Below are 19,733 nucleotides of genomic sequence, written 5' to 3' on the forward strand. Positions count from 1 at the left end.
CGGCTTTCCGTCACGCCATCCGGTGCCGCCCGATGGGCAGCATCATCGGCCGCCCCGAGGTGGGGTCGGGGATGATCCGGCTGTCCAGCCCGAAGACCGCGCGGACGGTATCGACCGTCAGCACGGCCTCGGGCGTGCCCTGCGCGTGCAGTCTGCCGCCTGCCATGGCGACCAGATGATCGGCATAGCGCGCGGCCAGGTTCAGGTCGTGCAGCACCATCACCACCGTCGTGCCGCGCCGGTGGTTCAGGTCGGTCAGCAGATCCAGCACCTCGACCTGATGGCTGATGTCCAGGAAGGTCGTGGGTTCGTCCAGCAGCAGCAGGTCGGTCTGCTGAGCCAGGGCCATGGCGATCCAGACCCGCTGGCGCTGCCCGCCCGACAATTCGTCCACCGCGCGTTCGGCCAGGTCGGTGGTCTTCGTGGCCTCCAGCGCGGCGGCCACAGCCTTATCGTCGGCGGGCGACCAGCGGGACAGGATGCCGTGATGGGGATGGCGGCCCCGGCTGACCAGGTCTGCCACGGTGATGCCTTCCGGCGCGACGGGCGATTGCGGCAGAAGGCCCATGACCTGCGCGACCCGCCGGGGCGGCATCCTGTGGATCGCCTTGCCGTCCAGAAGCACCTGGCCTGCGCGTGGGGTAAGCAGCCGCGACATGGACCGCAGCAGGGTCGATTTCCCGCAGGCATTGGCGCCGACGATGGCGGTGATCCGGCCCGGCAGCACGTCCAGATCCAGCCCGTGCAGGATCGTGCGGTCGCCGTAGCCTGCGACAAGGCCGTGGACGGAAAGGGAATGACGGCTCACAACGATCCTCCGGCGCGGTTCACGCGCACGATCAGGTAAATCAGATAGGGCGCCCCCAGGGCGCCGGTGACGACGCCAACGGGAAAGCGCGTGGGCAGCAGGAACTGGCCCACATAGTCGCCGACCAGGACCAGAAGCGCCCCCACAAGCGCCGCCGGGATCAGCACCGATCCGTTCGGCCCCAGGATCCGCGCGGCGATGGGTCCGGCCAGGAAGGCCACGAAGGCCACCGGCCCGGTCACGGCGGTGGCCACCGCGATCAGGCCCACGGCGGCCACGATCACCAGCAGGCGCGTCCGGGCCACGTTCGTGCCCAGGGCCGCGGCGGTGTCGTCGCCCAGGCGAAGCGCCTCGAGGTCGCGGACGCGGCTGACCAGCAGCCCGCCAAAGACCGCCAGCGACACCAGCAGGGGCAGGGCCTGGGACAGTTGCGCGCCGTTGACGCTGCCGGTCAGCCAGCGCATCGCCTCGGCCAGGTCCCACGAAGGCGCCCGCGACAGGGTATAGGCGATGAAGCTGTCCAGCATGGCCGATACGCCGATCCCCACCAGGATCAGCCGGGTGCCCGCAACGCCGCCCTGATGCGACAGGCCATGGATCAGGACCGCCACCGCAAGCCCGGCGATGACGGCAAAAACCGATAGCATCGGCCCGTCGATCCCCAGCACGACGATGCCGAACACCGCCGCGGCGCTGGCGCCCCGGCTGATACCGATGATGTCGGGGCTGGCCAGCGGATTGCGCAGCATGATCTGGAAGGCCGCACCCCCCAGCCCGAAGGACAGCCCCGCCAGCACCGACAACGCGGCGCGCGGCAGGCGCAACTGTCCCACGGTAAAGGACGCCCCTGGCACGTCATGCCCTGCCAGCACCCGCAGCACGTCGCCCGGCGGCACGAAGGACTGGCCCTGCATCAGCGTCAGCGCGAAACCCGCCAGCACCAGGATCAACAGGCCGCCGATGACCGTGACGCGGCGGCGGGCCCGGCGCAGGCGGCCGGTCTGGATCGACAGGGTGGCGGTCATAGGTCGCGCACCCTTGCGCGGCGCACGATCCAGATGAAGAAGGGCGCCCCGACGAAGGCGGTGACGATGCCCACGTCCAGTTCGGACGGGCGGGCGATCAGGCGCCCCGCAATGTCGGATGCGATCAGCAGGCAGGCCCCGATCAGGGCCGAGAAGGGCAGCAGCCAGCGGTGGTCCACGCCAACCAGCAGCCGGCCAAGATGCGGCACCACCAGGCCCACGAAGCCGATCGGCCCGCAGATCGCCGTCGTCGCCCCGCAGAGCAGGATCGCCCCAAGCGAAGCCAGGCCGCGTGCAACGGCCACGCGTTCGCCCAGGCCCGCCGCCATGTCGTCCCCCAGGGCCAGCAGGTTCAGCTTGCGCGCCGATATCAGGCAAAGGGCGAAACCCGCCGCCAGGAAGGGCAGCACATGGGCCATGCGCGCGAAGGTCGCGCCGCCCACCCCGCCGATCTGCCAGGCGTGCAGCCCGCCCGCGATGTCGCCTCGCGACAGCATCACCGCCGTGACCAGCGACACGAACGCAACCGAGGTGGCCATCCCCGCAAGCGCCAGCTTCAGCGGCGTCGGCCCGCCCCGTCCCAGCGATCCGATGGCATAGACGAAGACCGCCGTGGCCCCGGCCCCAAGGACCGCCACCCAGATATAGGCTTGGGCAGAGGCGATGCCGAACCATGCCACCCCCACCGCAACCGCCAGCGATGCGCCCAGGTTGACCCCCAGGATGCCGGGATCGGCCAAGGGATTGCGCGTCACCCCCTGCATGACGGCGCCTGCCACCCCCAATGCCGCACCCGCCAAGGCCGCCAGCACGGTGCGCGGAATGCGCGCCGCCACCGCCGTCTGGCCGATGCTGTCCGCCTGGCCCCGCAGTGCGGCGGCGATGTCGTCAAGCCCGACCTCGCGCGTGCCGATGGCTACCGATAGCGCGCACAGCACCCCCAGGGCCACAAGCATCGCGGCCAGCCACAGGGTCCGGGTGCCGCCAGGCCGCCAAGCCGGGCCGGAAATGGCGGAGTGGGCCGTCATGGGGATTTCTGCGCGGCCTCGGCCAGCATGGCGGCGTAATCTTCCAGGACATAGGGCAGCCCCAGCGGCGTCGGGTTCGCCGCATTGCCCAAGGGGTCATTCTTCAGCATGACCACGGCTTCGTGCGCGACGGTGGGCATATGCGCCATCAGCGGGTCGGCCCGCATCGCCGCCAGCAGGTCCGCCCCGCCATAGGTCACGAGGATGTCCACGTCGTCGAAGGCGTCGATCCGTTCCGCGCTGACGGATCCGAAGAACTGCCCCGGCTGTGTTGCCTGGATGACGCTTGCGGGCATGGCAAGGCCCAGATCCTGGAAGAACTTTACCCGCGTGTCATGGGCGGAATAGAAGTTCACGACCGACAGGTTGGTGCTGTCCAGATGCGTCACGAACATCGCCGTTTTTCCGTTCAGTTCAGGATGGCGGGCGACTGCGTCCGCGATGGCTGCTTCCATCCGGGCGATCAGGGCCTCGCCCTCGGCCGCCATTCCCATGCCGGCGCTGTTCATGCGGATCATCTGCCGCCATTCGGTCGTCCAGGCCCCGTCGGGATAGGCCACGACCGGCGCGATCCGGGACAGCGTGTCGTAATCGGCCCGGCTCAGGCCCGAATAGGCGGCCAGGATCACGTCGGGCCGGGTCGCCGCGACCGCCTCGAAGTCGATGCCGTCGCCTTCGTCGAACAGGACGGGGGGTTCGGCGCCCAGTTCGTCCAGCCTTTCGGCGACCCAGGGCAGCAGGCCGTCGCCATCGTCATCGCCGTAATTCGCCGCCGCCATGCCCACCGGCACGACGCCAAGCGCCAGCGGAACCTCGTGGTTGCCCGACGCGACCGTCGCCACGCGCTGCGGCTTGGCGGAGATGACGGTCGTTCCGAAGGCATGGGGAATGGTGACGGGAAATTCCTGCGCCAGGGCCATGCCTGCGCCGCCTATCCAGGCCAGAAGGACGGCAAGCGGACGAAGTCGGATCGACATGGGATCTCCTTCAGCGATAGGTGCGGATTGCCTGCGACCAGCCCCTGCCGTCAAGCGGCGGCAGGCCGTCAGGCGGCGGTTTCCCATGCTTTCTGACAAAAACCGTAGGAATCTACAAGACAAGGGCGGAAGGCCCGATTAAGACGCGCGGCAACGTGCCCATGCGATCCCCCCGGCCTGCCGGCGTGGGGGCTGCCGCATGGGCGCCTTTCCTGCCAGCCACCGGCATTCCCGGACGCCAGCAGCAACAACACTGACAATGCGGGACCTTGACCATGGCACATGACCTTTCATCCGGCGCCTGCCGGACCCTGACGGCCCTTCTGCTGGGCTGCACGGCGCTGATCGCATCCCCGGCCCTTGCCCAGGATACCGGCACCGGGACCGAGGAGTCCCCCTATCGCCTGTCGCCGATCCTGATCAATGCGGACGCCCAGGCCGATGACGACGCGAATTCGATCGTGGCCCAGGAACTGTGGGTCGGCGGCAAGGTGGCGACCAGCATCCTGGACACCCCGGCATCGGTGTCCGTCATCACCGAAAAGGAAGTCCGCGACCGCAATGCCGACACGCTGGAGGAAGTGCTGAGCTATTCGGCGGGCATCCATACCGATTACTATGGCACCGACGACCGCAACGACTATGTCCTGGTCCGCGGGTTCCAGGCGACCACCTATCGCGACGGCCTGACCCTTGGCTCCATGCGCAGCGTGCGCGAGGAACCCTATGCCTTCGAGCGGACCGAGGTGATCCGGGGCGGCAACTCGACCCTGTTCGGCACATCCGACCCGGGCGGCACGATCAACTTCGTGACCAAGCAGCCGCGCTTCGAACGGTTCGGCGAGGTTTACGGCTCCGTCGGCTCGCCCCGCAATGCGGAATACGGGTTCGATGCAGGCGACGTGCTGAACGCCGAAGGAACGCTGGCCTATCGCCTGACCGGCAAGGTCCAGGACGGCGAACGGGATTACGACCAATCCCGGAACGATTCGCGCTTTCTGATGGGCGGGTTGTCCTGGCAGCCTGGCGCCGCCACCACGCTGAGCGTGATCGCCGACTACCTGAAACGCGAGAACACCCCGAACAGCGGCGGCTATCCGCTGGACCGCGAATACGACCGCAGCGATTTCTTCGGTGAGCCGGATTTCAACTATCAGAACGTCGAACGCGCCAGCATCACCGGCCTTTTGGAACATGACTTCGAAAACGGCCTGAACCTGCGCGCGAACCTGCGCTACAGCGACCTGAAAAGCGACTTCGGCTATGTCTATCTGTCGGACAGCCCGGCGCGGGTCGGCACGGTCGTGGACCGCTGGTATTTCGGGGGCGACAACACCGCCGAGGAGCTGATCGGCAATGTCATCCTGCAATACGACCGCAGCCTTGAACGCTTCGACAGCAGCACCGTGGCCGGGATCGAGTTCCGCGACGCATCCACCACCAGCGCGCCGTTCTTCGGGGCCTATACCCCGATCGACATCGCCAATCCGGTCTATTCGGGGGCGCCGGGCGAACTGGCCGCGCCTTATGAGTTGCGCGACAACGAATACAGCACCCAGTCACTGTTCGTGCAGCAGAACCTGTCCTTCGACGATCGCTTCATCGCGACCCTGGGCCTGCGCCACGACCGGCTGGACATCGAGGAAACGCTGAACGGCGTGCGGTCCGCCGATGATTTCGCGGAAACCTCGGTCCGGGGGGCGCTGACCTGGAAGATCAACAGCGAGATTTCGGCCTATGCCAGCTATGTCGAATCCGTCGCCCCTCCGGGCATCGGCGTCGAACCCGAACGGGGCGAGCAATACGAACTGGGCATGAAATACCAGCCTGCCGGAACGAACGCGCTGATCTCGGCCTCGGTCTATGATCTGCGCAAGAACAACGTCACCGTGGCCGTGGTCCAGCCCGACGGCAACATCACCCGCGAACTGGTGGGCGAACAGCGCGCGCGCGGGTTCGACCTGGAAGGCAAGGCGGAACTGGCCGGCAATGTCGATGTGATCGCGTCCTATTCCTATATGGAATCCAAGGTGCTGCGGTCGGGCCCGATCCGGGGCGTGGACGTGGAAGGAAACGAGTTCAGCGACGTGCCGAACCACATGGCGTCGCTGTGGGTGAACTATACCCTGCCGGGCACCCAGACGCGCGGCGACATGACCTTCGGCCTGGGCGCGCGCTATGTCGGGTCGTATTACTTCGCGATCTCGAACGATACGGGCAAGGCAGAGTCCTCGATCACGCTGGACGCGGCCTTCAATTATCAGGTGCAGGACAACACCAACCTGGCCGTCAATGTCAGCAACCTGCTGGACGAACAGCATGTCGTGGGGCGCGGCACGGCGGATTACTACAATCCAGGGCGTGCCGTCGCCGTGACCCTGCGCCACAGCTTCTAGGGCGCGCTAACCTGCCAGCCGCATCCGCCGCCACGCGGCGGGTGTTTCCCCCGCGACCTGCCGGAAGGCGCGCGTCAGGTGCGCCTGATCGGAAAAGCCCAGTTGCGCCGCGACCTCGGCCACGGTCAGGCTGCTGTCCGCCAGCAGGCGCTGCGCCCGGGCGATCCGCTGGCCCAGTTGCCATTGTAGCGGCGTCTGACCCGTGGTCTGCTTGAAGACCGCCGCGAACCAGCTTTCCGACAATCCCACGGCCGCCGCCATGTCCGCCACCGTCATGCGCCGGTCGGGACGCGCCTCCAGCGCCGCCGTCAGCCTGCGCATCTGCGCGGGCGTCAGACCGCCCGAAGCCCGGTCGTTGCCACCCGCCGGAATGTCCAGAAGCCCCGTCGCGATGCTGCCCACCAGGCTTTCGGCAAAGGCCGCATGGCGGCTGGGGCGGGTCACCTCTTCCACCAGAAGCCCGGCCAGCGTGTCCAGGGCCGGGGCGTCCTGCACCTCGGCCGGGCGGCGCAGGACGGACAGGGCATCCGACGCGCCCAGCGACGGCGACAGGAACCGCAGCAGGCGGTCATGGTGGATATGCAGGTCAAGATGCGCGAACCGATGGCTGGCGGTGAAGCCGGACCATAACGGCTGGCCCGCCGGAACATAGATTGCGCGCAGCATCGGTCGACCCTGGGCCGGGACCGTGCCGTCGCGTTCCGAGATCAGGATATGGGCCGACACGTCGTTCAGAAACAACACGATGCGCGGGTCGGGTGACAGGTAATAGCCCTTGGCGCCCGCCTGCCCCTCGGCCTGCCAGAAGACGCCGGCCATGCCATCCAGCGCGCGCCAGCGGACCGGCACGGTCGCCCGGATCCCTTCGGTCCGGCAGGTCATCCTGTGCAGATAGCTCATGCGGGCGGCCGGTTTCCATATTGTTGACTAAATTTGTTCCGTATAAGAAAAGCCCATCCATGGAAAGGTCTGCTTCATGTCTCAACTGCGCAGCCACCGCAATTTCGGCACCATCCCCCGCGCATCCGGCGCAGCCGCGGCCGCGCTGAAGGCCCGCGCCGCCGCCTGGGAGGTGCCGCTGGTCGAAACGCCCGAGGCGCTGAGCATGTTCGTCTGGGGCTGCGAATTGCGGCTGGTGCCTGGCGGGGACGATCTGCGCGTCGAACTCAGCGCGCCCGAAAAGCGGCTGATCGGTTCGCTTCAGGACAGCGCCACCGAACTGTTCGCCGAAGCCGGGCTGGAGGTCGCCTGGGACCGCGTGGATACGGGCGCGCTGGCGCCGGGGCTGTCGCTGATGCGCGTGCGATCGGTGACGAGGCGGACGCCTGGCTTCATCCGGGTGCGGATTGCCGGACCGGATGCGGCACGGTTCGGCATGGGCAGCCTGCATTTCCGCCTGCTGTTGCCGCCCAGGGGCCGTGCGGCGGTCTGGCCGCGCATCGGCGCATCAGGCCGGACAGAATGGCCCGACGGGCCGGATGCGCTGCATCGGCCGGTCTATACCGTGGCAGACCAGCGGGAGGACTGGCTGGATTTCGACATCTTCCGCCATGCGGGCAGCCCGACCTGCGACTGGGCGCTGTCCGGGCCGGAGGGGGCCGAGGTCGGCATCATCGGCCCCGGAGGCGGCTGGTGCCCCGAGGCGGACCGCCTGCAGCTGTTCGGGGACGAGACCGCGCTGCCTGCCATCGCGCGGATGCTGGACCTGGCGCGGGGCGCGGCGACGGCCCATATCCGCGCCGCCTATCCCGACCTTGGCCCGCTGGCGGCCGACCCGCGCGTCACGCGCTGCGACGACCTTCTGACGGCCCTGGCTTCGGCCGACCTGGGGCAGGGTGATTTTGTCTGGTTCGCCGCCGAGGCCGGGCAGGCCCGCCAGGCCCGCCAGCACCTTCTGGCGCGCGGGATCGACCGCAAGGCCTTCACCGCCGCCGCCTATTGGGGTTAGGGCATCCGGGGGGCAAGGGTAGGGTGGGGTTTGCCCCACCGCGCCCACAAAGGTGGGGTGAAACCCCACCCTACGGGACCGATCCCGGCATTTCCTGTCTTGTCGGTCGATCGGGATCCCGGACTGAATGCTGGCCTTCAGGCCGCCAGCGCCGCATAGATGCCGCCCCTGGCGATCAGGTCGGCATGGCTGCCGATTTCGGCGATCCGGCCCGCCTGCATGACGACGATGCGGTCGGCGTTGCGGATCGTGCCCAGGCGATGCGCGATCACTAGGGTCGTGCGCCCCACCGCAAGCGCATCCAGCGCCGTCTGGATTTCCCGTTCCGTCTGGCTGTCGAGCGCGCTTGTCGCCTCGTCCAGGATCAGGATCGGGGGGTTCTTCAGAAAGGCGCGGGCGATGGCCACGCGCTGCTTCTGCCCGCCCGACAGCATCACCCCGCGCTCGCCCACGACGGTGTCCAGCCCGTCGGGCAGGTTGTCGATCATCTGGGTCAGCTGGGCCTGTGCGGCGGCCTGGCGGATTTCGTCATCCGTGGCGCCCAGGCGGCCATAGCCGATGTTCTCGCGCAGTGTGCCGCCGAACAGGAACACGTCCTGGCTGACCAGCCCGATCTGACGGCGCAGGCTGTTCAGCCGCATGTCGGCAAGCGCCAGCCCGTCCACCGTGATACGGCCCTGCGTCGGTTCATAGAAGCGGGGCAGCAGCGCCAGCAGCGTGGTCTTTCCCGCGCCCGACGGGCCGACAAAGGCCACGGTTTTGCCCGCGCGGACGGTCAGGTCGATGCAGTCCAGGATGGTGCGGCCTTCCTCATAGGCGAAGCCGACGTTTTCAAACCGGATGTCGCCGCGCAGGGCCGGGGCCTCGATGGCGCCCGGGGCATCGGCGATCTCGGGATCGGTCGCCAGCAGTTCCTGATAGCGGCGGAACCCGGCTATGCCGCGGGGATAGGTTTCGATCACGGCGGCGATCTTTTCCAACGGGCGATAGAAGACGCCGACCAGCAACAGGAAGCCCACGAAGCCGCCGGTGGTCAGGTCGCCCGACAGCACGAAGCCCGCGCCCACCACCATGACGACCACCTGCACCAGCCGCAGGCCCATGTATTGCAGGGCGTTGGACGCGGCCATGACCCTGTATGCGTCCAGCTTGGCCTGGCGGTAACGGGCATTGTCGGCGGCGAACAGGTGGTTTTCATGCGCCTCGTTGCCGAAGGCCTGGACCACGCGGACGCCGCCAAGCGCCTCCTCCAGCCGGACGTTGAAATCGCCCACGCGGGAATAGATGGCGCGCCAGGTTTGCGTCATGCGCCCGCCATAGACGATCACGATGGCCAGCATCGCCGGCACGATCAGCGCCACGATCACCGCAAGCTGCGGGTTGACCCAAAACATCAGCGCGAAGGCGCCCACGAAGGTCATGATGGCGATGAAGGCATCCTCGGGGCCGTGATGGGCAACCTCGCCGATCTCCTCCAGGTCGCGGGTCACGCGGGCGACCAGCTTGCCGGTCCGCGCGCGGTCATACCAGCGCCAGGACAGCCGCGTCAGGTGGTCGAAGGCGCGGGCGCGCATTTCCGTCTCGATGTTGATGCCCAGCTTGTGGCCCCAATAGATCACCACCGTCAGCAGGCCCGCGTTGACGGCATAAAGCACCAGCAAGCCAATGGCGGCGGCGACCGTCAGCGTCCAGTCGCCTTGGGGCAGCAGGTGGTCGATGAAGGCCGTGACGGCCAGCGGAAAGGCCAGTTCCAGAAGGCCCGACAGCACCGCGCAGCCGAAATCCAGCCAGAACAACCCCATGAACGGGCGGTAATAGGAAAAGAACTGGCGCAGCATCGGTTGTTTCCTTCAGGCGGGGATGGCCACCGGGCTGCCATCCGGGCGTGTCAGCACCTGCATGGGCAGGCCATAGATCCGTTCCAGCACCGCAGGTTGCATCAGGTCGGCGGGGCCGCCCTGCAAGGCCAGCCAGCCCCCCTTCAGCGCGACCACATGGTCGCAGAACCGGGCGGCCATGTTGACCTCGTGCAGGACGATCACGGCGCTGCGGCCCGCCTCATGGCACATGCGGCGGACAAGCGCCAGAACCTCGACCTGGTGAGCGATGTCCAGCGCGCTGATGGGTTCGTCCAGCAGCAGGGTTCCTGCCTGCTGGGCGACCGTCATGGCCAGCCAGGCACGCTGGCGTTCGCCGCCCGAAAGGGTATCGACCAGGCGGCCCGCGAAGAGGGAAACGCCGCATTCCTCCATCGCGCGGGCGACGGTGGCGTGGTCGTCGGGACCGAAGCGGCCAAGCGCGCCGTGCCAGGGGTATCGGCCAAGCGCCACCAGTTCGCGCACCGTCATGCCCTCGGCGGCGGGGGGGTGCTGGGGCAGGAAGGCCAGGCGTCGGGCGTAGTCTCGCGCGCGCCAATCGGACAGGGCGCGGTTCTCGAAGGCGACGCTGCCGCTGGCCGGGATCTGGCGGGCCAGCACCTTCAGCAGCGTCGATTTGCCCGATCCGTTGTGGCCGATCAGGGCGATCATCTGGCCCGGCGGCAGGTCCAGCGTCAGCCCGTGCAGCAACCGGCGACCGGGGACATCGACCGTCAGATCGGTGATGGAAAAAAGGTTCATCGCTGCGGTCTCATCATCAGCCAGATCAGCCAGGGCGCCCCGATCAGCGAGGCGAACAGCCCCAGTGGCAGTTCGTAGGGAAAGCCCGCCATCCGCGCCCCGAAATCGGCAGCCAGCATCAACCCCGCCCCGATCAGCGCGGCACCCGTGACGTGATCGCCGGGGCGGGCAAGGCCCAGGCGGCGGGCCATGTGCGGGGCCATCAGGCCCACGAAGGACAAGGGTCCGACCAGCACGGTCGCCGCCCCCGTCGCCACCCCGGCCAGGGCGATCAGCGCCATCCGCGCCAGCCGCAGGGGCAGGCCAAGCCCGCCCGCGACCCCTGCGCCCAAGGGCAGCACCGCCAGCCAGCGCCGCGCGGTCAACGCGCCAGCCCAAAGCGTTGCCGCCACCGCCGCCAGGGCCAGCGCCCCCGGCATCGTCACCGCCGAGGACGAGCCTGAAAGCCAGGCGAGGATCTGGAAGGACCGGGTATCCCCCACGGCCATCGCTGCCGACAGCACCCCCGAGGCCAGCGCCGAGACCGCGATCCCCGCCAGCAGCACCCGTTCGGCGGGCATGTCGCGGCGGCTGACGAAGGCTGCGACCAGCACCAAGGCCACCGCTCCGCCGGCCATCGATCCCGCCGTCAGCGCAACGGCGGTCGGCGCCGCGGCCAGATAGACCACGCCAGCATAGCCCATGGCCGCGCCGCCCGAGACGCCCAGCACCTCGGGCGAGGCGAGCGGGTTCGCCGTCAGCCGTTGCAGGATCGCGCCCGCGATCGCCAGTGCCGCGCCTGCCGAACAGGCGGCGATCAGGCGCGGCAAGCGCATCGGCAGGAAGGCCGCGAAGCTTTCGGCGTCCAGCACCGCCCATCCGCCCGGCACCCGTCCGATCCAGACCAGCACGAGGGCCGTCACCACCAGGGCCACCGCCAGTCCGATCAGCAAGGGCGCAGGGTGGTCACGGCGCGGCGCGGGGCCTTCGGCGCGCTCGGTCCCCGGCGGGGTCGAACCGCGCAGGCGGGGCAGCAGCCAGATCAGCAGCGGCCCACCGATCAACCCCGTCAACGCGCCGGTCGGAAACATCTCTCCCACGCGGTCGGCTGTCAGCAGCACCAGCCCGTCGCAGACCGACAGGATCAGCGCGCCGATCAGCGGGGACAAGGTCAGCAGGCGGGGGATCGAGACCGCGCCCAGGGTGCGCGCCAAGGCAGGCGCGGCAAGGCCCACGAAGGCGATCAGCCCCAGTTCGGCGGACACAGCGGCGGCCAGGATCACCGCCACGCCGACGGCGAGAAGGCGCACCGTGGCCACATTCACGCCCAGGCCCTGCGCGCCCTGGATGCCCAGCGACAGCACGCGCAAGGGGCGCGCCAGAAGGGCCGCCGCTACCATCCCGAAGGCCAGCACCGCCGCCAGCGCCCGCACCCCCGACCAGTCCTGCTGGACCAGCGAACCGCCGTTCCAGATCACCAGCGACAGCAGGTATTCGCCCTGCGCCAGCGTCATGGCCGTGGCCGCCGCGCCGGCGGTCATCCCTGCCAGCATTCCCGCGATCACCATCGTCACCGGCGCGAAGGCCCGCCGCGCGCCGATCAGCAGGACCAACCCGGCGGCCATTCCCGCACCCGCCATGGCAACCGGCCAGCGCCCCCCCTCCAACAGGGAGGGGGCCATGATCGTGGCCGTTACCAGCGCCAGTTGCGCACCGGCCGAGATTCCCAGCGTGGTCGGGTCGGCCACGGGATTGCGCAGGACGACCTGCAGGATTGCGCCCGACAGGCCCAGAACCGCGCCCGCCAGCAGGGCGACGATCCCGCGCGGCATCAGCCCGAAGCCCAGCAGGATCTGCGGAATGTCCATCCGTGCCGGATCCAGCGGCCAGGCAGGCCATTGGGCCAGGGGCAGCAGATGCAACGCCGCCCACAGCCACAGGGCTGCTGCCAGCAGGGCAAGGGGCAGCAGCCGCGCGGTCATGCGATGGCCTCTGGTCCCGTCTCGAAGGCCTGCGCCAGCAGCGTGGCAAAGCGCAGCGCGGCGGGGACGGCGCCAAAGGCATTGGTGTCGGGCAACAGATAGGTCCGCCCCTGGGCCACCGGGGGCAGGGCGCGCCACAGGATGCTGCGCGACAGCGCGCGGTCGGCGGCGGGGGGCAAGGCGCCGACATTGACCAGCCGAGCATCGGCCATGTCCGCAAGACGTTCCAGCGGAACCGGGGCAAGAAAGCTGAAGGCGGTGTCACCCGCCCAGGCGTTGCGCAGACCCAGCCTGTCCAGCGTGCTGCCAAACAGGCTGTCGAAACCGAAGACCCGCATGTGCCGCGCATCGCCGATGCTGACAAGGGCCACCGGCCTGTCGCGGAACGGCGCCAGCCGGGCCGCAAGACTGTCCAGTGTTGTCTCGGTCGCCGCCCTGGCACGCGCGCCTGCCGCCGGATCGCCGATGGCATCGGCTAAGGCGATCAGGGCGGCAAGCGCCTTGGGCAGGGGCGGTTCGGCAGGCACGAAGAAGGGCAGCGACAGGACCGGGGCGATCTGGCGCAGCCGGTCCTGATAATGGGTGTAATAGGGCGATGACAGGATCAAATCCGGCCGGACCAGTTGCAGCAGCTCGAAGTTCGGGGCGCCGCGCAGGCCCAGGTCGGTGACATCCGGGGGGATCGTGGGCGTGATCACATCCTGGCGGAAGCGGACCAGTTCGGCGGCGGCAATGGGCATGTGGCCGATGGCTGTCGCCGTTTCCAGCATCGCCCAGTCGATGGCTGCAAGACGTGGCGCAGGAGGGGCGGCCCGCAAAGGCAAGCCCGCCGCCAGGAATGCCCCGGCGGCGGTCAGGATCGCACGACGCGAGGGCATGATGCCCCCGCCCGTCACCATGTGTACTTGACCGTCGCCGACAGGGTGCGGCCCTCGCCGAAGAAGCAGCCGAAACTGGAACAGCTTGCGACATAGGCCTTGTCGGTCAGGTTGGACACGTTCAGCGCGGCCTCGACATTGCCGCGGGTATAGCTGGCGCCCAGATCCACCAGGGTCTGGCTGTCCAGATCCAGGGTATTGGCCTCATCCCCGAAGTGTTCGCCCACATGGCGAATGCCGCCGCCCGCGCGAATGCCGTTGCCGAAGTCGCGCATCACCCACAGGCTTGCCAGATGCTTGGGCGCGTTGGGCAGGGCATTGCCCTCGTCTTCGCCTTCAAGCTGTTCGGTATCGTTATAAGCATAGGAGGCCTGCACGTCCCAGCCATCCGCGACGGTAGCGATGGCCGACAGTTCCAGCCCGCGCGACTTCGCCTCGCCGATCTGGCGCAGGCCGCTGCGGGTTTCGCCGTCGATCTGCTCGGACACCGGGCGGGTCAGGTTGGTCTGGCGCAGATCGTAGATGGCAGCAGTGAACAGCCCCTCGAAGGCGGTGGGGCTGTATTTCAGGCCCACTTCCCACTGCTTGCCTTCGGTCGGTTGCAGGGCCGCGCCCTCGATGTCGGTGCCCGGCAGCGGCTCGAACGAGGTCGAATAGCTGGCATAGGGCAGAAGCCCGTTGGCGAAGGCATAGCCCAGGCCCAGCCGTCCCGTCACCTGGCTGTCGTCAAAGCCTGAATCCGCGCCATAGGATAGGCCGTCCTGTTCCGCCCGGTCATAGCGGATGCCGGCCGATCCGCGCCAGTTGCCCAGGGACACCTCGTCCTGGGCGTAAAGGCCGATCTGCTTGAAGGTGATGTCGCGCCCGCCCCGGAAGCCGTCCAGCGTGACCGCATCGGGGTTATAGACCGGGTTCGACGGATCCAGCGGCGCCGCCGTGCCGAAGATGGTGAAGTCTTCCGAATCGTATTTCTGCACGTCCAGCCCAAGCAGCACCTGGTGCGTCGCCGCACCCGTCACGATCTCGCCCGACAGGCGGGTGTCGGCGCTTATGGTCTGGCTGTCCTCGCTCTGGCGGATGGTGGTGCGGTCGAAGGTGCCGTCCGCGTTCAGCGGACAGAAGAAGGCGCAGGAGGTTGCGTCGTAGTTCCAGTCGAAATCCTCATAGCGCACGCCCTGTGACAGGGTCCAGCCGTTCGCCAGCTCGTGGCTGACCTCGACCCCCAGGGTGAACAGCTTGCGGTCGCTGTCATCGAAATCCGGTTCGCCCGCGTTCAGGTCGCGCAGGTCGTCCAGGTCGCCCGATTGCGTCAGCGCATAGGGCACGCCCACCGGCGTGATGGGGGAATCCTTTGTATAGGACGACAGGAAGTCGATGGTCGTCGCCTCGTCCGGGGTCCAGCGGACCGCGCCTGCCAGATAGCCGCGCGTGTTGTCCAGGTCATCGACCTGGGTGCGGATGTCGCGGCCCGTCCCGGTCAGGCGCCATGACAGGTCCGCGTCGGGGGCACGGTTCACGTCGAAGAACAGCTGCTTGCCTTCGTCGCTGTCGAGGCCCAGCCCGATCTCGCCGAAATCGGTGGACTGGGCGCGCTTCTGGACCTGGTTGATGATCCCTGCAGGCGAGCCGGAACCATAAAGCGAGGACGACGGTCCGCGCAGAACCTCGACCTGCTGCATCCCGTAGATCTCGTAATCGACGGCGCCGAACAGGCGGCCTTGGCGCAGTCCGTTCACATATTGCGCGCGTTCCCCGGGAAAGCCCCGCAGGGTCGGGTTGTTGAAGCGCGGGTCGTTGCCGAAGGGCTGGCCCAGCACGCCGGCGGAATAGTTCAGCGCCTCGCCCAGGTTCTCGGAACCTTGCTCGGTGATCTGCTCCTCGGTCACGACGCTGATGGATTGCTGCGCCTCGCTGATCGGCACCGACGACTTCGTGGCCTGCGCGCCATTGGCGAAATAGCCCGCGACGTCATCCACGGTCAGGGTGATGTCGCCCAGGACAAAGACCGAGTCGTCGGCAGGGGTGGCGGCATCCTGCGCCAAGGCGGGACAGGCCAAGGGCAAGCGCGCTGACGCTGGCCAGGAAAAGGGAACCGGACATAGGGAACCTGCTGGAAGCCGCTGGGCAATTGTTGGACGGGCAAGCATTCACCCGATCCTGAGCCTCGCGTCAAGGATTCCCGACTAAATTTATCTGTCTTTAACCCTGCTGTGGCATGTCCATGCCTTGCAACGCACGGGGCCGTGGACCGCCGGTGGCCCAGTCCAGCAGCTCGGCGGTATGGACGACCGGAACGCCGGTGCCCGATCCGATCTGCATCATGCAGCCGATGTTCCCGGCGCTGATGACCTGGGGCATGGTCGCCTCCAGCGTGGCGACCTTGCGCGCCTTCAGTTCCGCGCTGATGGCCGGCTGCATCAGGTTATAGGTGCCCGCCGATCCGCAGCAGATATGACTGTCCTTCGGCTCCAGCACGATGAATCCGGCATCGGCCAGCAACTCCTTGGGCGTGGCCTTGATCTGCTGGCCGTGCTGCAGCGAACAGGCGGCATGATAGCCGACGCGCAGCGGGGGGGCATGTGTCGCGTCCGACAGGCCCAGATCGGCCATGACCTCTGTGATGTCGCGGGCCAGACCGGCCACGCGCGCGGCGTCAGCTTCCAGCGGGTCGCCCGCGAACATGTGGCCGTAATCCTTGACCGTGGTCCCGCAGCCCGAGGTATTGATGACCACGGCGTCCAGTCCCTCGCCGTCCACTTCGGCCATGACCGCACGGATGTTGGCCGCGGCCATCGCGTGGCTTTCGTCGGTGCGGCCCATGTGATGGGTCAGCGCGCCGCAGCAGCCCATCCCCTTGGAGATCACCACTTCGCAGCCGTGGCGGCGCAGCAGGCGGATGGTGGCGTCGTTGATGTCGGTGTTCAGCGCCCTTTGCGCGCAGCCCACCAGCAGCGCCACCCGCTTGCGGCGCGGGCCTTGGGCGGCGAAGACCTGCGGGCGGTCGTTCAGGCTGGGCGGCGGGATGTCGCGCGGCGCCATGTCCAGCATCGCGCGCAGCCGGGGATCGGGCATCAGCTTGCGAAGCGGACGGCCCAGTTTCGCGCCACGCAGCGCCAGCCGGAAGCGTCCGGGATAGGGCAGGATCTTCGCCAGCATCCAGCGCAGCAGCCGGTCGGGCAGGGGGCGGCGATAGTTGGCCTCGATATATTCCCGCGCGTGATCGACCAGGTGCATGTAATGCACGCCCGACGGGCAGGTGGTCATGCAGGACAGGCAGGACAGGCAGCGGTCGATATGCTGGACGGTCTTCGCGTCCGGCACGCGGTTGTTTTCCAGCATGTCCTTGATCAGATAGATCCGCCCCCGCGGGCTGTCCAACTCGTCGCCCAAGACCTTGTAGGTCGGGCAGGTCGCGGTGCAGAACCCGCAATGGACGCAGGTCCGCAGGATCTCGTTCGAGCGCGCGGTCAGCGGATCGGCCAGTTGCTGGGCGGTAAAGGTCGTTTGCATCGGTCAGGCGTCCATCAGGCCGGGGTTGAGGATGCCCGCCGGGTCGAAGCTGCGGCGCAGCCCGTCCTGCAGCCGCGCGACGGCCGGGGCCAGCGGCGGGAAGGCCGGCCCTTCCGCGCCTGCGCGGCGAACCAGCGTGGCATGGGCGGAGAGGGCACGCGGGTTGCCGGGTCCGCGATACCAGATCAGGCCTCCGCCCCAGTCCAGCGAACAGTCCCCGCCCAGGGCCCGCAGGCCGTTGCAGAGGCCGGGCGCATCGGTGGGCTTGCACAGAATCCGCCACAGCGGGCCGCCGCCTGCGAAATGCGCCACGTCGCGGATGGCTTGCCAGGGGGCATCGTCCAAAACCTCGGGGCGGTGATCCGCCAGCAGCGCCAGAAGCCGGTCGCGGCGATAGGCAAGCTGGCCCTCCAGGCCCTCGATCCGCAGGTAGGCCGTGCCCTCGACATGGACCGCGCCCGATACCTCGAAAGGTGTGGACAAGGCGGCCGTGAAGATGCGCAGCGCCGTCGCTTCGTCGGTGCCGGGAAAGGCCAGCGTCGTGCGGGCGGGCAGCAGCGGCAGGGTCTTCAACACCACCTCGGTCAGCACGGCCAGGGTGCCGTGCGATCCGGCCAGCAGCTTGGACAGGTCCAGCCCGGTGACGTTCTTCATTACCCGCCCGCCGTTCTTCAGCACGCGGCCCCGCCCGTCCACGAAGCGCACCCCCAGCAGATGATCCCGGCAGGCCCCCGCCAGCAAACGGCGCGGGCCGCTGGCATTGGCGGCGACCATGCCGCCCAGGGTGGGCGTGCCGTTCCCGCCCAGCACGCCGCGCATGTCAGGCGGCTCGAAGGCCAGGGCCTGTCCTTCGGCAGCCAGCATCCGTTCGATTTCCGGCAGGGGCGTGCCGGGGCGGGCGATCAGCGTCATCTCGCCCGGCGAATAGGTGACGACACCGGACAGGCGTGACAGGGTCAGGGTTTCGCCGGGGGCGCGGTTTTCCACCCGCGTGCCGCCGCCCGCGATGCGCAGGGGAGTGCGGCGGGCGTGGCAGTCGGCCAGGATCTCCGCGACCTCGGCCTCGGTCGCGGGGGCAAGATCAAGGGCTACACTCATTCCGCAGCCCTCGCCCGATGCGTGGCGCTGGCGTCCAGCGGAAAGACCTTGGCGGGGTTCAGCAGCCATTGCGGGTCGAACACGTCCTTCACCTGCATCTGGATCGCCAAGTCGCCCGGCGCATACTGGTCCGACATCAGGTCGCGCTTTTCCACGCCCACCCCATGTTCGCCGGTCAGGCAGCCGCCCACCTCGACACACAAGCGCAGGATGTCGGCGCCAAAGGCCTCGGCGCGCGCCAGATCGCCCGGCTTGTTGGCGTCAAACAGGATCAGCGGGTGCATGTTGCCGTCGCCCGCATGGAAGACATTCGCGACCTCCAGCCCGTGTTGGCGCGACAGCTCGCCGATCCGGCGCAGGGTATGGGGCAACTGGCCCACCGGCACGGTGCCGTCCAGGCAGATATAGTCGCCCAACCGTCCCATCGCGCCAAAGGCCGACTTGCGGCCCTTCCAGATCGCCAGGGCCTCGTCGGCATTGCGGCTTTCGCGGAACTCGACCGGGTTCAGGGCCTCCGCAATGGCGCGGATGCGGGCGATCTGGTCGTCGATCTCGGCCTTGGATCCCTCGACCTCGACGATCAGGACGGCGGGGCAATCGGGGTATCCGGCCTTGGCGAAGGCCTCGACAGCGCGCAGGCAGGGTTCGTCCATGTATTCGATGGCGACCGGCAGCACGCCCGACCGAATGATGTTGGCCACGCATTCGCCCGCGACCTCGGGGGAATCGAAGCCGATCAGCACCGGCCGCGCGCCTTCCGGGCGGGGCAGGATGCGCAAGGTGGCCTCGGTCACGATGCCAAGCTGGCCCTCGGACCCGCAGAGGACGCCCAGCAGGTCCAGGCCCGCCGGGCCCAGTTCCGGCCCGCCCAGTTCCACGACCTCTCCGCTGGTCAGGACCACGGTCGCGCCCAGAAGGTTGTTGGTCGTGACGCCGTATTTCAGGCAATGCGCCCCGCCCGAGTTCATCGCGATATTGCCCGCGATGGTGCAGGCCAGTTGCGAAGACGGGTCGGGTGCGTAGAAGAAGCCGTGGGGCTCCAGCTCCGCGCTGACCGACAGGTTGGTGACCCCGGTCTGAACGCGGATGAAGCGGTTGTCGGTGTCGATCTCCAGCACGTCGCGCAGGCGCATGGTGCCCAGGATCACGCAATCGGCCGTGGGCAGCGCGCCGCCTGCCAGGGATGTCCCCGCCCCGCGCGGCACCACCGGCACGCCCATGTCGCCGCAGACCTTCATCACCGCCGCAACCTCGGCCGTCGTGCGCGGCAGGACCACGGCCAGCGGTGGGCAACGGTATGCCGTCAGCGCATCGCATTCATAGGCGCGGGTTTCCTGGGGATCGTCGATCACCGCATCGGGCGGAAGAACCGCACGCAGGGCGGCGACGATCTGCGGACCGCGCGCAATCACCCCCGCATCGGGTGTCGGCATGGCGATGGACATGGCTTTGCCTCCGGTGTTCAGGCTTTGGTAAAATAAATTGA

The 19,733-nt window shown here is 68.4% G+C and carries 15 protein-coding genes; 2 read left to right on the forward strand and 13 right to left on the reverse strand.

Annotated features, from left to right (window positions below; all coding sequences use genetic code 11):
- Positions 1-10: 10 nt before the first annotated feature.
- The 4 genes from RAH32_RS12935 to RAH32_RS12950 are packed head-to-tail and all read right to left on the reverse strand — an operon-like array spanning position 11 to position 3,838.
- Complete coding sequence (locus tag RAH32_RS12935) at positions 11-808, reverse strand: ABC transporter ATP-binding protein (RefSeq protein WP_306608350.1); 798 nt, start codon at positions 806-808, stop codon at positions 11-13.
- Positions 805-1,833, reverse strand: a complete 1,029-nt coding sequence (locus RAH32_RS12940; RefSeq protein ID WP_306608351.1) for a FecCD family ABC transporter permease — start codon at positions 1,831-1,833, stop codon at positions 805-807. The genes RAH32_RS12935 and RAH32_RS12940 overlap by 4 nt, the downstream gene beginning before the upstream one ends.
- Complete coding sequence (locus RAH32_RS12945) at positions 1,830-2,861, reverse strand: FecCD family ABC transporter permease (protein ID WP_306608352.1); 1,032 nt, start codon at positions 2,859-2,861, stop codon at positions 1,830-1,832. Before RAH32_RS12945 ends, RAH32_RS12940 begins: the two co-directional genes overlap by 4 nt.
- Entirely contained in the window at positions 2,858-3,838 is a 981-nt protein-coding gene (locus RAH32_RS12950) for an iron-siderophore ABC transporter substrate-binding protein (RefSeq protein ID WP_306608353.1), read from the reverse strand. Before RAH32_RS12950 ends, RAH32_RS12945 begins: the two co-directional genes overlap by 4 nt.
- A 275-nt stretch (positions 3,839-4,113) precedes the next feature.
- Here RAH32_RS12950 and RAH32_RS12955 point away from each other — a divergent pair, with 275 nt between their 5' ends.
- On the forward strand, positions 4,114-6,234 hold the full coding sequence (locus tag RAH32_RS12955; protein ID WP_306608354.1) for a TonB-dependent siderophore receptor: 2,121 nt from the start codon (positions 4,114-4,116) through the stop codon (positions 6,232-6,234).
- Positions 6,235-6,240: 6 nt separating this feature from the next.
- Here the strand turns inward: RAH32_RS12955 and RAH32_RS12960 are convergent, their stop codons facing one another.
- On the reverse strand, positions 6,241-7,134 hold the full coding sequence (locus RAH32_RS12960) for a helix-turn-helix domain-containing protein (protein ID WP_306608355.1): 894 nt from the start codon (positions 7,132-7,134) through the stop codon (positions 6,241-6,243).
- Positions 7,135-7,210: 76 nt separating this feature from the next.
- Here RAH32_RS12960 and RAH32_RS12965 point away from each other — a divergent pair, with 76 nt between their 5' ends.
- The gene (locus RAH32_RS12965; RefSeq protein ID WP_306608356.1) at positions 7,211-8,182 is read left to right on the forward strand and encodes a siderophore-interacting protein; all 972 of its coding nucleotides are present in this window, start codon (positions 7,211-7,213) and stop codon (positions 8,180-8,182) included.
- Between the two features lie 137 nt (positions 8,183-8,319).
- On the opposite strand, the gene RAH32_RS12970 is transcribed toward RAH32_RS12965, so the two are convergent.
- The 8 genes from RAH32_RS12970 to RAH32_RS13005 form a co-directional block, all read right to left on the reverse strand.
- The gene (locus RAH32_RS12970; protein ID WP_306608357.1) at positions 8,320-10,020 is read right to left on the reverse strand and encodes an ABC transporter ATP-binding protein; all 1,701 of its coding nucleotides are present in this window, start codon (positions 10,018-10,020) and stop codon (positions 8,320-8,322) included.
- A 12-nt stretch (positions 10,021-10,032) separates the two neighbouring features.
- Positions 10,033-10,800 (reverse strand): ABC transporter ATP-binding protein, encoded by a 768-nt coding sequence (locus tag RAH32_RS12975; RefSeq protein WP_306608358.1) that lies wholly within the window; start codon positions 10,798-10,800, stop codon positions 10,033-10,035.
- Positions 10,797-12,761, reverse strand: a complete 1,965-nt coding sequence (fhuB, locus tag RAH32_RS12980) for a Fe(3+)-hydroxamate ABC transporter permease FhuB (protein WP_306608359.1) — start codon at positions 12,759-12,761, stop codon at positions 10,797-10,799. Before fhuB ends, RAH32_RS12975 begins: the two co-directional genes overlap by 4 nt.
- Positions 12,758-13,657: an ABC transporter substrate-binding protein gene (locus RAH32_RS12985; RefSeq protein WP_306608490.1), complete on the reverse strand. Its 900-nt coding sequence runs from the start codon at positions 13,655-13,657 to the stop codon at positions 12,758-12,760. Before RAH32_RS12985 ends, fhuB begins: the two co-directional genes overlap by 4 nt.
- Complete coding sequence (locus RAH32_RS12990) at positions 13,654-15,681, reverse strand: TonB-dependent receptor (RefSeq protein ID WP_306608360.1); 2,028 nt, start codon at positions 15,679-15,681, stop codon at positions 13,654-13,656. The genes RAH32_RS12985 and RAH32_RS12990 overlap by 4 nt, the downstream gene beginning before the upstream one ends.
- A gap of 157 nt (positions 15,682-15,838) precedes the next feature.
- Positions 15,839-17,149 (reverse strand): glycolate oxidase subunit GlcF, encoded by a 1,311-nt coding sequence (gene glcF, locus RAH32_RS12995; RefSeq protein ID WP_306608361.1) that lies wholly within the window; start codon positions 17,147-17,149, stop codon positions 15,839-15,841.
- Between the two features lie 3 nt (positions 17,150-17,152).
- Entirely contained in the window at positions 17,153-18,247 is a 1,095-nt protein-coding gene (locus RAH32_RS13000) for an FAD-binding protein (protein WP_306608362.1), read from the reverse strand.
- Entirely contained in the window at positions 18,244-19,686 is a 1,443-nt protein-coding gene (locus tag RAH32_RS13005) for an FAD-linked oxidase C-terminal domain-containing protein (RefSeq protein WP_306608491.1), read from the reverse strand. The genes RAH32_RS13000 and RAH32_RS13005 overlap by 4 nt, the downstream gene beginning before the upstream one ends.
- Between the last annotated feature and the right edge of the window lie 47 nt (positions 19,687-19,733).

This window comes from Paracoccus yibinensis, assembly GCF_030846195.1.
GTDB classification, from domain to species: Bacteria; Pseudomonadota; Alphaproteobacteria; order Rhodobacterales; family Rhodobacteraceae; genus Paracoccus; species Paracoccus yibinensis.

Coding starts and splice junctions, on each gene's coding strand:
- RAH32_RS12940 (WP_306608351.1), bottom strand. CDS start 1,833: ATGACCGCCACCCTGTCGATCCAGACCGGCCGCCTGCGCCGGGCCCGC.
- RAH32_RS12945 (WP_306608352.1), bottom strand. CDS start 2,861: ATGACGGCCCACTCCGCCATTTCCGGCCCGGCTTGGCGGCCTGGCGGC.
- RAH32_RS12950 (WP_306608353.1), bottom strand. CDS start 3,838: ATGTCGATCCGACTTCGTCCGCTTGCCGTCCTTCTGGCCTGGATAGGC.
- RAH32_RS12955 (WP_306608354.1), top strand. CDS start 4,114: ATGGCACATGACCTTTCATCCGGCGCCTGCCGGACCCTGACGGCCCTT.
- RAH32_RS12960 (WP_306608355.1), bottom strand. CDS start 7,134: ATGAGCTATCTGCACAGGATGACCTGCCGGACCGAAGGGATCCGGGCG.
- RAH32_RS12965 (WP_306608356.1), top strand. CDS start 7,211: ATGTCTCAACTGCGCAGCCACCGCAATTTCGGCACCATCCCCCGCGCA.
- RAH32_RS12970 (WP_306608357.1), bottom strand. CDS start 10,020: ATGCTGCGCCAGTTCTTTTCCTATTACCGCCCGTTCATGGGGTTGTTC.
- RAH32_RS12975 (WP_306608358.1), bottom strand. CDS start 10,800: ATGAACCTTTTTTCCATCACCGATCTGACGGTCGATGTCCCCGGTCGC.
- fhuB (WP_306608359.1), bottom strand. CDS start 12,761: ATGACCGCGCGGCTGCTGCCCCTTGCCCTGCTGGCAGCAGCCCTGTGG.
- glcF (WP_306608361.1), bottom strand. CDS start 17,149: ATGCAAACGACCTTTACCGCCCAGCAACTGGCCGATCCGCTGACCGCG.
- RAH32_RS13000 (WP_306608362.1), bottom strand. CDS start 18,247: ATGAGTGTAGCCCTTGATCTTGCCCCCGCGACCGAGGCCGAGGTCGCG.